We start from the raw sequence: 14,432 nt of genomic DNA, 5'->3' as shown, positions 1-14,432 counted from the left end.
TTGCTTGGAAGTATTTACTCAGATGAAGAGCTTACGCAAGCGTGACGACATCAGATCAATCACACTGACTGCAACCACGATCATGAACAGCACCGCACAAGTCTGGGCATATTCGAAGCTGCGGATCACTTCCCACAGAATCACGCCGATGCCACCGGCGCCGACCATGCCGACCACCGTCGCCGAACGGACATTGGCTTCGAAACGATATAGCACGTAAGAAATCCACAAAGGCATCACCTGCGGCAGCACGCCGTAGACAATTTCTTCCAGTGCATTGGCGCCGGTAGCACGTATCCCTTCGACCGGCTGCGGATCGATGGCTTCGACCGCTTCTGAAAACAGCTTGGACAAAGTGCCGGTAGTCGCCACAAACAGCGCCAGCACGCCGGCAAACGGGCCCAGGCCAACCGCCACCACGAACAGCATCGCAAACACCATTTCATTGATCGCGCGTGCCGCATCCATCAAACGGCGCACCGGCTGGTTGACCCAGGCTGGAGCGATATTGGAGGATGCCAGCAAGCCGCATGGCACCGCGCACACCACCGCCAGCGCCGTACCCCAGACCGCGATCTGTATGGTTACCAGCAATTCTTGCAGGTAGGTGCGCCAATCGTGGAAATCAGGCGGGAAGAAACTGGCGGCGTAAGTGCCCATGTTGCCGCCGTCGCGCAACAACTCGAGAGGACGCATGTCGGCGCCCTTCCACGATGCAATCAGGACCGCCAGCAACACGCCCCAGAACAAGGTCCGGCCAATCGATTGCTTGGGCGGCAAAGGGAGCGTGTTTTGCATTTTCAGAGATACAGGACTTGTCATTGCTTAGGATTTGGCCAGGTCGGACAATTTACGGTTGATATCGTCCAGCTTGGCTTTCTTGTCTTCGGTGCTCAGGTTGGCATCCGCTTCCAGCTTGCCTTTTTGCTTGAACAATTCCAGTTGACGGATAGGGTTCAGCTGAGCATCGCTGGACGCTTCAAAACCGCTGTAATTCAGCTTGGCCAGTTGCGCCTTTTCCTGTGCTGCGTTAGGGCCGGTCTTGCCGTAGTTGACGAAGAAATTCTTGACCTTGGCTTTGACATCTGCCGGCAGGTCTTTACGCCATACCAGCGGATCCGCGGCGATCAACGGCGATTTCCAGACTACCCGGACTTCCTTCGCGACTGCCGGCTGACGCTCTTCGATCCGGTCCATGGTGTCCGAGGCGAACACGGCTGCATCGATCTGCTTGTTGGCGACTGCCAGGATATTGGCTTCGTGATTGGAAGTGCGGATCACTTTAAACGCTGTCTTCGAATCAACGTTGTTCTTGGCGAAAATGTAATAGCTAGGAACCAGGAAACCTGAAGTCGAATTTGGATCGCCAATACCGAAGGTTAAGCTCTTGGCATTTTTCAAGATGTCTTCGATACTCTTGTTCGGGCTGTCTTTTTGCACGCCCACCAGGCTATAGTAACCAGCGCTGCCATCAGGATTGAGCACGTGTGCAAACACTTCGCCGCTGGCGCGGTCAACCGCTTCCATCGCCGACTTGTTGCCGAACCAGCCCATCTGTACTTTACCGAAGCGCATGCCTTCGATAATGCCTGCATAGTCGGAGGCGAAGAAGCCATTCACCTTGATACCCGTGCGCTTGCTTAACTCATCCAGCACCGGTTGCCAGTCTTGCTTCAGGTTCTTCGACGATTCGGTCGAAATGATGCCGAAGTTCAGCTCTTTGACGTCGTCGGCGTGAGCCACGGAAGTTGTCGCTGCCAGCATTGCTACTGTCATTGCAGCGCCGGAAAATAATTTTGCAAACATGATTTGAAACTCCTGAGTAATGGGGATGACTGATAGGGATGACTGATAGGTGTGACAATAGGGATGAAGTTCAATTACGGGATGTGCGTTCAGGCCGCGACTGCCAGCGCCGGTACGCTATCGAACGGTGTTGGCACTGCTACTGTCGGCCGGGTCAGGCTATTGGAGCCGCCCAGGATGTCTTCCGCTTCGCTGCCATACAACTCGCGCAGCATCGGTTCCGTCAAGGCGCTGGATGGGCCGTCGTACACCACACGGCCCTTGTGCAAGGCCACAGTGCGCGGGCAGAAGCGCAAGGCCACATCGACCTGATGCAGCGACACGATGACCGTGCTGCCATCACGCTGATTGACATCGGCCAGCGTTTGCATCACGCGCCGTGCCGATTCCGGATCCAGCGATGCGATCGGCTCGTCGGCCAGTACCACACGCGCCTTCTGCACGATGGTGCGGGCGATCGCGGCCCGTTGCTGCTGGCCGCCGGAGAGTGCGGAAGCGCGTTTATAGGCGTGCTCGGAAATGCCAACCCGCGCCAACGCTTCCAGGCCCAGCGCTTTCTCTTCAGCGGTAAACATTTTGAAGCAGCTGCGCCAGAGCGGCATGCGTGACAGGCCGCCAGTCAATACATTGGTCAGAACCGGCAAACGGCCAACCAGGTTGAATTGCTGAAAAACGAAACCGACGTTGGCGCGCACCGCACGGATATTGCGATCGACAATGCCATCTTCCTGCACTGCATGGCCATCGATAGAGATTGTGCCGCCACTGTTATCTGCAGCCATCAATCCGGAAATATGTCGTAAAAGAGTCGATTTTCCAGAACCGGATGCACCGATCAACGCTACCATCTCGCCTTGGGCGAAACGCAGACTGACATTATCCAGGGCGCGGAAACCGCCGCGGAACGTTTTTGACAAACCTTTGATTTCAACCATGATATTTACCGCCATTGCGCTTTTGAATGGCCGAAGTATTGCGGTCAAATATGTCAGGCGTATGAAGTTTCTGTGACCATTCGGTTACAACAAACCAAGGCGGACAGCTTCAGCAAGCGTGTTTAAACCCGTCTTTTACAAGCTATTGCTGGATCTGCAAAGGAACGCGCCGTTGAGCAACGACAGGAAATGACATGAAATCGCCGGATCGGCTGTATTGGAAACGCACCGCCATCACTGGCATGTGGTTGGATTGATGACGCCTGCGCGCGCCTGTGTAGTCTAACGCTGGACGATAATCGGCGTAGCGCCGGAGCGCTGCCGGATGTGTTGCAAGACGCTGTCGGCGTCGACCCGGCTAGTATACGGACCGGCATACAAACGATACAAGCCATTCACCGCGATGCTATCAAGTGAAGTGACCAGCCCCGACAACTCTTGCATCAGGCGAGCGCGGGCGCCGTCGGCATTGGCTTGCTGCGAATATGCCCCGAACTGCAGGTAAAACCCGGCGGCCAGCGAGTTGCCGGCGCCGGTGGCCGCACTTGCGCTTGGCGCTTGCGGCTGTCCTTGTACTTGCGTTTGTGTTTGCAGCTCTGGATTTACCAGCAACGGTTGCGCAGTCAACACCGGCATATCGACCGCTTCGGTAGTCACTGTGGCGGCGGCCGTGTTGTCCTTGGGCGGCTCGGTCTTCGCCGGTACCGGCGACGTCGCTGTCTGCGATGCCGGCGCGTTGCCGCGCTGTTTATTAAGAGCGGCAATATCTGCCGGCAGCAAACGCTCCACCTCCAGCTGACTGCTGCCGCTACCCAGATAACCCAGCTTCAGTGCTGCGGTGTAGGACAGGTCGATGATGCGGCTTGAGTGGAACGGCCCCCGGTCATTAACCCGCACGATCACCTGCGCGCCGGTTTTCAGATTGGTCACCCGGGCATAGGACGGGATCGGCAAGGTTGGATGGGCGGCGGTCATCTTGTACATATCGTACAGTTCGCCGGAAGATGTCTTTTGCTTATGGAATTTCTTGCCGTACCAGCTGCCGATGCCGCGTTGCTTGAACGGCTGGTCGTCTGTCATCGGGGTGTAAGTCTTGCCAAACACGACATACGGCTTGTTGCCTGTGCGCGAGTAGGGTTCAACTACAGGAATCGCATCCGGGGTGTCCAGCAGCCCTTCCGGCGTGGCGTCGCCCGGACCGTCATCCTTGTAGTAGCCGCCGCGCCCGGAACCTGCCGGTGGCAGCGTGGGCACGTTACGGCCGGCGATATTGCCTGCGGAACCTGATTTGACCGGCGCGGACGGTGTGGAAGATGTTGGTGGCGAACTGCCGCAGCCGGCCAGAATCAGCGACAGCAGCAAGGCACTGGAATATGTAACAACGTTGTAGCAGCGGAGTTTGCCGCTTTGTTTGCCTACCATGCATTCTCCTGACGGCGTTTTGGACACAAATAATTGTGTGGATGGACCCTGCTTTTACCGTACAAGTTCAACCATGATCAAGTTTGTATCAATTTGCGATGGCGCTGGATGCTCATCAATATGCCGGCGCCCAGCCCCAGGGTAACCAGCGCGGTGCCGCCATAACTCATGAATGGCAAAGGTACGCCAACTACCGGCAAAATGCCACTGACCATACCCATGTTAACAAATGCATAAGTAAAGAAGATCAATGTGATGGAGCCGGCCAGCAAGCGCGTAAACATGGTGGGTGCGTTGACCGCGATCATCATGCCGCGGCCGATCAGTAACATGTACAGGAACAACAGGACGCCGTTGCCGATCATGCCGAACTCTTCGGAAAATACCGCAAAAATAAAATCGGTGGTGCGTTCGGGGATGAATTCCAGATGCGCTTGTGTGCCTTTCAGCCAGCCCTTGCCAAAAATCCCGCCGGAGCCGACCGCGATGGTTGACTGGATGATATGGAAGCCTTTGCCGAGCGGATCTGAAGTGGGATCGATCAGCATCATCACGCGTTGCCGCTGATAGTCGTGCAGCACCGACCATAGCACCGGCAAACTGGCGCCGGCCGCGACTGCCAGGCCGATCAGGATACGCCACGACAAGCCGGCCAGGAAGATCACATAAAATCCTGCCGCCAACACCAGGGTGCCGGTACCCAGATCCGGTTGCCGGATGATCAAGCCAACCGGCAATGCCAGCAGCAATGCCGCCACCAGATAGTCGCGCCAGGTAATCATGCCTTCGCGCTTCTGGAAATACCAGGCCAGCATCAATGGCATCGCGATTTTCATGATTTCCGAAGGCTGGATCACCATGCCGATATTGATCCAGCGGCGCGAACCCTTTTTTACTATCCCGAATACCGCCACCGCAATCAGCAGCGACACGCCCAGCGCGTAGGCCGGTATTGCAAACCGCATCAGGGTCTGCGGCGGAATATTGGCGGCAATCCACATGATGACGAACGCCACCAGGATATTGCGCAGCTGGTCTTCAACCCTTCCTGGAAAATCGATCCCGGCCGAATACAAGGTGACAAGGCCGACTGACAATATCAAAAACATAATCAGCGACAGGGCGCCGTCAAACACCGCGATATGCGATTTGATGTTTTGCCAGACGGTATGTTTATCGGTCAGGTTCATGGTTCCGGTTACTCGCGATTACCCGGGGTTTCTTCGCCCGGTTTATAGGCGTCTTCAGTGCTCTCGCCAGCCTTGGTCTGATTTTCCCGCGGTATCGGCGCGGTCTCGTCTTCCGTCGACACCGGCGCTGCCGCAGGTGCTGGCGACGCTGCCTTGCCGCTGTCCCCAGGACGTTTGCCCAGCAGGTAGAAATCCAGTGCCTTGCGCGCGATCGGCGCCGCAGCAGCAGCGCCGAAGCCGCCATTTTCGACAATTACGGCAATCGCGATGCGCGGCTTGTCGACAGGTGCGAACGCGGTATACCAGGCATTGTCGGCCAGGCGTGTGTTATTGTGCCGCTTGTCGTATTTCTCGCCTTGTTTGATGCCTAAGACCTGGGCTGTTCCGGTCTTGCCGCCCGATTCATAACCGGCGCCGGCAAATATAGCTCTACCGGTACCTTCATGTGTTACGCCTACCATCGCCTTCTTGATGAAATCGATATTTTCCTGCTTCAGCGGAATCCGGTAACTTTCCTTCGGTACGGTTTCCGTACGGGTGCGCGTTGTGCCGTCTTCGATGATCTTTACCAGATGCGGTTTCATCACCACCCCGTCGTTGACCAAGGTTGCTACCGCATGTGCCATCTGCAGCGGCGTAAAGGCATTGAAGCCCTGGCCGATCCCAAGTGAAATCGTATCGCCTCCAACCCACTTCTGCGCTGCCACCCGTTTGTAGTATTTACGCTTCCAGTCAGTCGACGGCAATATTCCGCGCTGCTCGTGCTCCAGATCGATGCCGGTCAACTGGCCGAAACCGAACGGCTTCATGAAATCGTGGATGGTGTCTGGACCCAGGTCGTTGGCCAGCATGTAGTAATAGGTGTCGCACGATTCGACGATCGACTTGTACATGTCTACCCGTCCGTGGCCGCCTACCTTGTCGTCGCGGAACTGGTGCCCGCCCAGCATGAAATAGCCGATATCGTTGATGGCGAAAGAAGTGGTGCGTTTGCCCAGTTCCAGCGCTGCCAGCGCCATGAATGGCTTATAGGTCGAACCGGGCGCATAAGTGCCGCTCATCGGGCGATTGATCAAGGGGTGATCGGGCGAATTATTCAACTCGTCCCAGCTTTGCTGATCGATGCCTTCGACAAACAGATTGGGGTCGAACGACGGCTGCGAGACATACGCCAGCACGTCGCCGGTGGCCGGCTCGATCGCCACCAACGCGCCGCGGCGATCGCCGAACGCTTCCTCTGCCACCTTCTGCAGTTCGATATCGATCGACAGGATCAGGTTATTGCCAGGTATCGCAGAAACATGCGACATGCTGCGCACTGCGCGCCCGCTGGCGGCAATTTCGATTTCTTCGTAGCCTGTAGTGCCGTGCAACTGCTGCTCGTAACTCTTTTCCAGGCCATCTTTGCCGATATAGCTGGTGCCTTTATAGTTGGCGGCATCGTCGCTGTCGTCGATCCGGTCGGCATCCTTCTGGTTGATGCGGCCGATATAACCGATCACATGCGCCGCCACGTCACCCAGCGGATATTGACGGAACAAGCGCGCCTGCACATCGATTCCCGGAAAGCGATAACGCTGCGCGGTGAAGCGCGCCACTTCTTCGTCGCTCAGACGGGTGCGGATCGGCAGGCTGGCAAAACTCTTGGAATCTTCCAGCAACTTCTTGAAGCGACGCCGGTCTTTCGGCGTGATGCTGACTATCTGCGCCAGATCGTCAATCACGCTTTCGAGATCGCCCTTGATTTTGGAACGAGTGATTTCCAGTGTGTAGGCAGAATAATTGCGCGCCAGGATGACACCGTTGCGGTCCATGATCAGGCCGCGGTTCGGCACTACCGGCACCAGCGAAATCCGGTTGTCTTCGGCTTGCGCGGCGTAGGCATCGTGGCGCACCACTTGCAACCAGACAAAGCGCGCGCCCAGCAAGCCGAAACAGATCAGCACAAAAATCACGGCCGCCGAGATCCGCAACCGGAAATTTCGTAGTTCGCGCTCGGTGTTTTTAAATTCGGTCATGGATAAACTAAGGCTAAAGCTGGCGTCGGGGCCGCTATTGGCAACATTGGCAACATCTGCCGCAGGCGATGAAGTTCAAATCGGGCGATTGTCATCGCGGTCGACCGCACGGCGTTGCGGCGCCAGCAACAGCCATACCACTATCGGCCATAATGCTACGCAGACAAAGCTCTCGGAAAAATACAGCCAGCCGGGAAACTTGCCGCTGACCGACATGCGGATGATCAGCTGTATCAACTGCGTCAACAACATCAAGGGCAGCACGTGCAAAGCCTGGACGCCCACCGAGAACCACAGCACACGGCGATGGATCATGATCGCAAAATACGATAACAGCGTATAAGCCAGCGCATTCTGGCCGAGCAAAGTGGCTTCGTGCACGTCCATCAGCAAGCCCATGCAAAAGGCAATGCCGATGCCGATCTTGCGCGGTTGATGAATGCTCCAGAACACCAGCACCAGCGCGACGAAATCCGGTACGCCCGGCCACTGCCCCCACGGCAGCAAGTTGAGCAGGAACGCCAGCAGCAATGTCATCGCAATGAACAATGGATTGGCGGGCAACAGGATGTAGTGAGGACGCATCATCGGACACCGGCTCCCTGCGGATTCCTACGGGCGCCGTCGGGGTTATTGTCTTTCACTGCTTCTTTCGCAGCCTCTCTGGTTTTGTCGCGCGTGCTTTCGGTCAGCCGGCGTTTGCTGAGTATGTCGGCTTTACTGTTCGGGACCACCGCTTCGTCGTCCGGCCGCGCGACCGGGCTCGGGTCGACCAGCAGGATCAGCAACTGGGTGTGTCTGTCGATGCCGGCGATCGGCTCACAAACGATATGGGCAAATGCATCGGCTGATTTGGATTCGACCTGCACTACCTTGGCTACCGACAAGCCGGCCGGATAAACGCCGTCGATACCGGAGGTCACCAGCACATCGCCCTTCTTGATATCGGCATTGGAGGACATGAAGCGCAAATCCAGATAGCCGGACTGGCCGCGGCCGTAGGCTACGCTACGCAAGCCGTTGCGCAGCACCTGCACCGGAATCGCCTGATCCTTGTCGGTCAGCAACGTCACCTCGGAGGTAAACGGGAAGACGCGCGTCACCTGCCCAACGATACCGGCATCGTCGATCACCGGCTGGCCAGTAGCGACACCATGCCGCGCACCGCGGTTCATGATCACTTTGCGAGCGAACTGATCGCGTGCGTCGTACAGGATTTCGCTCATCACGGACTTCACCGGCACACGCTGCTCGGCTCCCAGCAAATTGCGCAGCTGCGCATTTTCCGCGGCCAGCTGTTGTGCCTGTTGCAATTGCTGGGCGCGCTCGCCTTGCTGACTGCGCAACATCTGATTTTCTTTTTCCACTGTCGACAGCGAAGAAAAATAATCGATCACGCTATTGGCGGCGTTACGCGGCATCAAAGCCACCATCTGCAATGGATAGAGCGCGGTGCCGACGGTCTGGCGCAGCAACAGCAAAGCATGTATGCGTGAATCGGCAATCAGCAGCGCCAACGCCAACAGCGTGCATATCACCGCCTTGGCGCGGGCTGAAGCACCTTGCTTGAAGAGGGGTGGTGGACTGTATTCCATCAATAATCGACAGATTCGGATTGGTCAGTGGCTGGCGGTGCAAACACATTCTTGTTCGTGTTCATACCGTAGATATGACAAAGGGTCGTATGCATTTATGCACCGACCCGGTTGCCGCTACCCGACCTCAAGATCAAACTGAAGAGGTTGGGCAAGCGTCGCATCAGCCTGGATTACTCGTAAGAAAAGATCGAACCCAGCTTGTCCATCCGTTCCAGCGCCATGCCGGAGCCGCGCACCACGCAAGTCAGCGGGTCTTCGGCGACGATCACCGGCAAACCGGTTTCTTCCATCAGCAGACGATCCAGGTCGCGCAGCAAGGCGCCGCCGGTCAGCATCATGCCCTTCTCGGCGATGTCGGCGCCCAGTTCCGGCGGCGTCTGTTCCAGCGCGTTCTTGACGGCGGAAACGATGTTGTTGAGCGGGTCGGTCAGGGCTTCCAGGATTTCGTTGCTGGAGATGGTGAACGAGCGCGGAATGCCTTCCGACAGATTGCGTCCCTTGACTTCCATTTCGCGCACTTCCGAACCAGGGAAGGCGGAACCGATTTCCTTCTTGATGGCTTCAGCGGTCTGTTCGCCGATCAGCATGCCGTAGTTGCGGCGGATGTAATTGACGATGGCTTCATCGAATTTATCGCCGCCGACGCGGACCGAACCTTTGTAGACCATGCCGCCCAGCGAGATGATGCCGACTTCGGTAGTGCCGCCGCCGATATCCACCACCATCGAGCCGGTCGCGTCCGACACCGGCAAACCGGCGCCGATTGCTGCCGCCATCGGTTCTTCGATCAGGAACACCTGGGATGCGCCTGCACCCAGCGCGGATTCGCGAATCGCGCGGCGCTCAACCTGGGTCGAACCGCAAGGCACGCAGATGATGATGCGCGGCGAAGGCTTGAACAGCTTGGTGTCGTGCACCATGCGGATGAATTGCTTGAGCATCTGCTCGGTGACGGTAAAGTCGGCAATCACACCGTCTTTCATCGGCCGGATCGCTTCGATATTGCCAGGGACTTTACCCAGCATCTGTTTTGCTTCCTTACCGACGGCTTGAATCGTCTTCTTGCCGTTAGGGCCGCCTTGCTGACGAATCGCAACAACCGAGGGCTCATCCAGGACGATACCTTGATCGCGTACATAAATCAGCGTATTCGCGGTACCCAGGTCAATGGCCAGGTCATTCGAAAAGTAACTGCGTAAAAATCCAAACATGAATTGTTCCAATGCGCAACAATGGTGCGCTCAAACGTTTTTTAGGGGGGTGTCTAGTATCCGGCGCATGGTAAAGATCTATTACCTGCCGCATGGACGCAACATTCTACCTTATAATTTGACTCAAATTAGGGCGTATAGCGCTCAAAATGCTTGCTTTTTACAAAAATCCGAGAAGTCATCGGCAAGCAAAGTGTTTCTTTTTTAACCACAACAGCAGCAGCGCCCTTGTGCGCCATCGAAAATCATGTCATTAGCCCTTTCCGACGTTAAGCGCATTGCCAATTTAGCACGCCTCGAACTCACCGAAGACCAGGCCGCTTCCACGCTCGATAAACTGAACGGTATTTTCTCGCTGGTCGAGCAAATGCGGGCGGTGGATACCACCGGCATCGAGCCGCTGAGCCACCCGATTGCAGCGCTACAGCAGGATTTGTCGCTGCGCTTGCGCGACGATGTGGTAACCGAATCGAATCATCGCGAAGATTATCAAAAAGTAGCACCGGCTACCGAAGACGGTTTGTATCTGGTACCAAAGGTAATCGAATAAATTATTCTGTCTTCAACAGATAGGGTGGGCAAGGTTTTTGCCCACGCGTTGCCAAGACAATTTGCTCCAACAAACAAATCAAGTCAGCAGATTTTAAGAAATTCTCATGCATACCAAAACTCTCAAGCAACTGTCGGTGCTATTGCACGAAAAGAAGATTTCGGCCGAGGAACTGGCGCAACTGTATCTGGCGCGCATCGGACACAGCGATCTGAATGCATTTTTGCATGTCGACCAGGAATTGACGCTGCAACAGGCGCGCGCCGCCGACCAGCGCCTGGCGCAAAACGACAGCACACCGCTGACCGGCGTGCCGATCGCCCACAAGGATATTTTCGTGACGCGCGGATGGCGCGCTACCGCCGGTTCGAAAATGCTGGAAAACTACACCAGCCCGTTCGACGCCACCGTGGTGGAGCATTTCAATAACGCCGGCATGGTGACCTTGGGTAAATTGAATTGCGATGAATTCGCGATGGGTTCGTCGAATGAAAATTCGCATTTCGGTCCGGTCAAGAATCCTTGGGATAAAACCGCAATTCCGGGCGGTTCGTCTGGCGGTTCAGCTGCCGCTGTAGCCGCACGCCTGACGCCAGCCGCCACCGCCACCGACACCGGCGGCTCCATCCGTCAACCGGCTTCCTTGTGCGGCGTCACCGGCATCAAACCGACTTACGGCAGCGTTTCGCGCTACGGCATGATCGCCTTCGCTTCCTCGCTGGACCAGGCCGGCCCGATCGCGCAAACCGCAGAAGATTGCGCGCTGCTGTTGAACGCCATGACCGGTTTCGACCCGCGCGATTCGACCAGCCTGGAACGCAAGAAAGAAGATTTCAGCGCTAGCCTGAACCAGGACCTGAAGGGTCTGCGCATCGGCATTCCGCGCGAATATTTCAGTAGTGGCCTGTCAGCCGATGTCGAACAAGCCGTGCGCGCAGCGCTGCAGGAATATGAAAAACTGGGCGCTACGCTGGTCGATATTTCGCTGCCGAAAACCGAGCTGTCAATTCCGGTCTATTACGTGATTGCGCCCGCCGAAGCATCGTCCAACCTGAGCCGTTTCGACGGTGTCCGTTACGGCCATCGCGCCGCCGATTACAAAGACCTGGCCGACATGTACAAGAAGTCGCGCGCGGAAGGATTCGGCGAAGAAGTGAAGCGCCGGATTCTGGTCGGCGCGTATGTGTTGTCGCACGGTTATTACGATGCCTACTATTTGCAGGCGCAAAAAATCCGGCGCCTGATTGCCCAGGATTTCCAGAATGCGCTGACCGGTCCGAACCGCCAATGCGACGTCATCATGGGGCCGGTATCGCCGACCGTGGCGTGGGATCTTGGCGCCAAGGCGGATGATCCGGTCGCCAACTACCTGGCGGATATCTACACGCTGTCGACCAGCCTGGCTGGCTTGCCGGGCATGTCGATACCTTGCGGTTTCGGCCAGGGCGAGAAGAACGCAAAGCGTCCGGTCGGACTGCAAATCATCGGTAATTATTACGACGAAGCCAAGCTACTCAACGTCGCGCATCAGTATCAGCGCGTGACTGACTGGCATTTGCGTAGCCCTGATTAAAAAGTGACCGCCATGCCATCGATCTTGCGCCTTTTCTCTGCTCGTTGCTCCAAGTTGACGCTGCCGGTCTTACTGGCCTTGAGCGCTGCATTGATGGCGCCGGCAGTCCAGGCACAGCAATTGCAGACCAAATTCGGCTGCTCGCTGACGCGCGACGAAGACGGTGAGAAAGTAATTTATGGCGATACCGGCGAATTCAAGCTGGATGGCGACAAGATCGAGGCGCTGCGCTGGGAATCGGCGCAGTACCGGCCAACCCACGGTTTCGAATGCAGCATCGATACCGGCGACGGACTGCAAGCCGAACTTCAGGAAGACGGACGGACAGACAACTGGCGTATCACCTTGAAAGATCCAGTCGCGGCACGTCATCAACGCGGCTACGACTCTTTCAATCACGGGATGAATTGCAGCATCCGTTTGCGGCGCGATGGGGACAAGTTACATGTGATACCCAGCTGTCCCGCGCTATGCGGATCAAGAGTAAACTTTACTGAGCTGTCGGTGGATTTGAAAACCGGCGACTGCAGTTATCCAGGCTAATTGAGGGAAAGAGTTTAAGAGGCGCCGCCGTGCGCCGAATTACTCTGTCCCCAACAAATCAGAAATAAGGAAATTATTATGCAGTGGGAAGTCGTGATCGGTCTGGAAACGCATACGCAACTCTCGACCAACTCAAAAATTTTCAGCGGCTCGTCGACCCAGTTTGGCGCGGCCCCCAACACCCAGGCCAGCCCGGTCGACCTGGCGCTGCCGGGCGTGCTGCCGGTGCTGAACCGTGGCGCAGTCGAGCGCGCAATCCAGTTCGGCCTGGCGGTGAATGCAACGATTGCGCCGCAGTCGATTTTTGCGCGCAAGAATTATTTCTATCCCGACCTGCCGAAAGGCTATCAGATCAGCCAGTTTGAAATCCCGGTGGTACAAGGTGGCAAGGTCTCCTTCTTCCTGGAAAAAGACGGCAAGAGCGAACTCAGGACTGTGCAACTGACGCGCGCCCATCTGGAAGAAGACGCCGGCAAATCGCTGCACGAAGATTATCAAGGCATGACCGGCATCGATCTCAACCGCGCCGGCACGCCACTGTTGGAAATCGTCACCGAACCGGATATGCGCAGCGCGGCCGAAGCCGTCGCCTACGCCAAAGCCTTGCACTCTCTCGTGATGTGGCTGGGAATTTGCGACGGCAACATGCAAGAAGGCTCTTTCCGTTGCGACGCCAACGTTTCGGTGCGGCCGGTCGGGCAAGCCGCTTACGGCACCCGCACCGAAATCAAGAACCTCAATTCATTCAATTTCATGGAAGAGGCGATTAACTATGAAATACGCCGCCAGGTTGAATTGATCGAAGACGGCGGCACTGTCGTGCAGGAAACCCGCCTGTACGACCCGGACAAGAAAGAAACCCGCTCGATGCGCAGCAAGGAAGATTCGCAAGATTATCGCTACTTCCCCGATCCTGACCTGCCGCCGCTAGCGATCAGCGCAGAATGGGTTGAACGCGTCAGGGCCACCATGCCGGAATTGCCAGAGGCGATGCGCGAACGTTTCGTGCACGATTTCAGTTTGTCGGCATATGACGCTGCAGCGATGACGCAATCGAAGGCGATGGCGGGCTATTTTGAAGCTGTCACCACCAGTGGCGCGCAAGCCAAACCTGCGGTTAACTGGCTGATGGGCGATATGTCTTCCGCGTTGAATCGCGAAAATGTCGACATTTCCGAGGCGCCAGTCAGCCCGAAACAATTAGCGGTATTACTGCAACGAATTGAGGATGGCACAATTTCCAACAAGATCGCCAAGGAAGTCTTCGGCGCCATGTGGGAAGCCGGATCCGCGCAGGAAAACCTGGCCGACGAGATTATCGAAAGCAAGGGCTTGAAGCAGATTTCCGATAGCGGCGCACTGGAAAAGATCATCGATGAAGTACTGGCGGCAAACGCCAAGTCGGTCGATGAATTCCGCGCCGGCAAGGAGAAGGCCTTTAATTCCCTGATCGGGCAAGCCATGAAAGCCACCAAGGGCAAAGCCAATCCGGCGCAATTAACTGAACTGCTGAAGCAGAAACTGACTGTTTAAAATGCATGCGGCCGGCGCTTACGCCGGCCGTACTGTAATTGTCATTGCCACCA

General features: G+C 56.5%; 13 protein-coding genes. 4 read left to right on the top strand and 9 right to left on the bottom strand.

The window, feature by feature from the left end:
• Positions 1–18: 18 nt before the first annotated feature.
• The 9 genes from phnE to KHU29_RS08710 all read right to left on the bottom strand — a co-directional run bounded on the left by phnE (position 19) and on the right by KHU29_RS08710 (position 10,180).
• Complete coding sequence (gene phnE, locus KHU29_RS08750) at positions 19–798, bottom strand: phosphonate ABC transporter, permease protein PhnE (protein WP_425514457.1); 780 nt, start codon at positions 796–798, stop codon at positions 19–21.
• 27 nt (positions 799–825) lie between these two features.
• Positions 826–1,806 (bottom strand): phosphonate ABC transporter substrate-binding protein, encoded by a 981-nt coding sequence (phnD, locus tag KHU29_RS08745; protein ID WP_211452423.1) that lies wholly within the window; start codon positions 1,804–1,806, stop codon positions 826–828.
• Positions 1,807–1,895: 89 nt separating this feature from the next.
• The gene (gene phnC, locus KHU29_RS08740; protein WP_246541713.1) at positions 1,896–2,741 is read right to left on the bottom strand and encodes a phosphonate ABC transporter ATP-binding protein; all 846 of its coding nucleotides are present in this window, start codon (positions 2,739–2,741) and stop codon (positions 1,896–1,898) included.
• 282 nt (positions 2,742–3,023) lie between these two features.
• The gene (locus KHU29_RS08735; RefSeq protein ID WP_211452421.1) at positions 3,024–4,163 is read right to left on the bottom strand and encodes a septal ring lytic transglycosylase RlpA family protein; all 1,140 of its coding nucleotides are present in this window, start codon (positions 4,161–4,163) and stop codon (positions 3,024–3,026) included.
• A gap of 77 nt (positions 4,164–4,240) precedes the next feature.
• Positions 4,241–5,353, bottom strand: coding sequence for a rod shape-determining protein RodA (gene rodA / locus KHU29_RS08730; protein ID WP_211452420.1), 1,113 nt, complete (start codon positions 5,351–5,353; stop codon positions 4,241–4,243).
• An 8-nt stretch (positions 5,354–5,361) separates the two neighbouring features.
• Complete coding sequence (gene mrdA, locus KHU29_RS08725; protein ID WP_211452419.1) at positions 5,362–7,371, bottom strand: penicillin-binding protein 2; 2,010 nt, start codon at positions 7,369–7,371, stop codon at positions 5,362–5,364.
• A gap of 75 nt (positions 7,372–7,446) precedes the next feature.
• Positions 7,447–7,959, bottom strand: coding sequence for a rod shape-determining protein MreD (gene mreD, locus KHU29_RS08720; RefSeq protein ID WP_211452418.1), 513 nt, complete (start codon positions 7,957–7,959; stop codon positions 7,447–7,449).
• Positions 7,956–8,966 (bottom strand): rod shape-determining protein MreC, encoded by a 1,011-nt coding sequence (gene mreC, locus KHU29_RS08715; RefSeq protein WP_211452417.1) that lies wholly within the window; start codon positions 8,964–8,966, stop codon positions 7,956–7,958. The genes mreD and mreC overlap by 4 nt, the downstream gene beginning before the upstream one ends.
• 173 nt (positions 8,967–9,139) lie before the next feature.
• Positions 9,140–10,180: a rod shape-determining protein gene (locus tag KHU29_RS08710; protein WP_211452416.1), complete on the bottom strand. Its 1,041-nt coding sequence runs from the start codon at positions 10,178–10,180 to the stop codon at positions 9,140–9,142.
• Positions 10,181–10,427: 247 nt separating this feature from the next.
• Here KHU29_RS08710 and gatC point away from each other — a divergent pair, with 247 nt between their 5' ends.
• From gatC to gatB, 4 genes are all read left to right on the top strand, one after another.
• Positions 10,428–10,730: an Asp-tRNA(Asn)/Glu-tRNA(Gln) amidotransferase subunit GatC gene (gene gatC / locus KHU29_RS08705; protein WP_061541870.1), complete on the top strand. Its 303-nt coding sequence runs from the start codon at positions 10,428–10,430 to the stop codon at positions 10,728–10,730.
• Positions 10,731–10,836: 106 nt separating this feature from the next.
• Complete coding sequence (gene gatA / locus KHU29_RS08700; protein WP_211452415.1) at positions 10,837–12,303, top strand: Asp-tRNA(Asn)/Glu-tRNA(Gln) amidotransferase subunit GatA; 1,467 nt, start codon at positions 10,837–10,839, stop codon at positions 12,301–12,303.
• A 12-nt stretch (positions 12,304–12,315) separates the two neighbouring features.
• Complete coding sequence (locus KHU29_RS08695; protein WP_211452414.1) at positions 12,316–12,846, top strand: hypothetical protein; 531 nt, start codon at positions 12,316–12,318, stop codon at positions 12,844–12,846.
• Positions 12,847–12,924: 78 nt separating this feature from the next.
• Positions 12,925–14,379, top strand: coding sequence for an Asp-tRNA(Asn)/Glu-tRNA(Gln) amidotransferase subunit GatB (gene gatB, locus KHU29_RS08690; protein WP_211452413.1), 1,455 nt, complete (start codon positions 12,925–12,927; stop codon positions 14,377–14,379).
• The last annotated feature ends 53 nt before the right edge of the window (positions 14,380–14,432 follow it).

The organism is Collimonas antrihumi (genome assembly GCF_018304965.1).
Classification (GTDB): Bacteria; Pseudomonadota; Gammaproteobacteria; order Burkholderiales; family Burkholderiaceae_D; genus Collimonas; species Collimonas antrihumi.
Note: the sequence above shows the minus strand (reverse complement) of the source record. Positions and strands in the feature narration are given on the sequence as shown.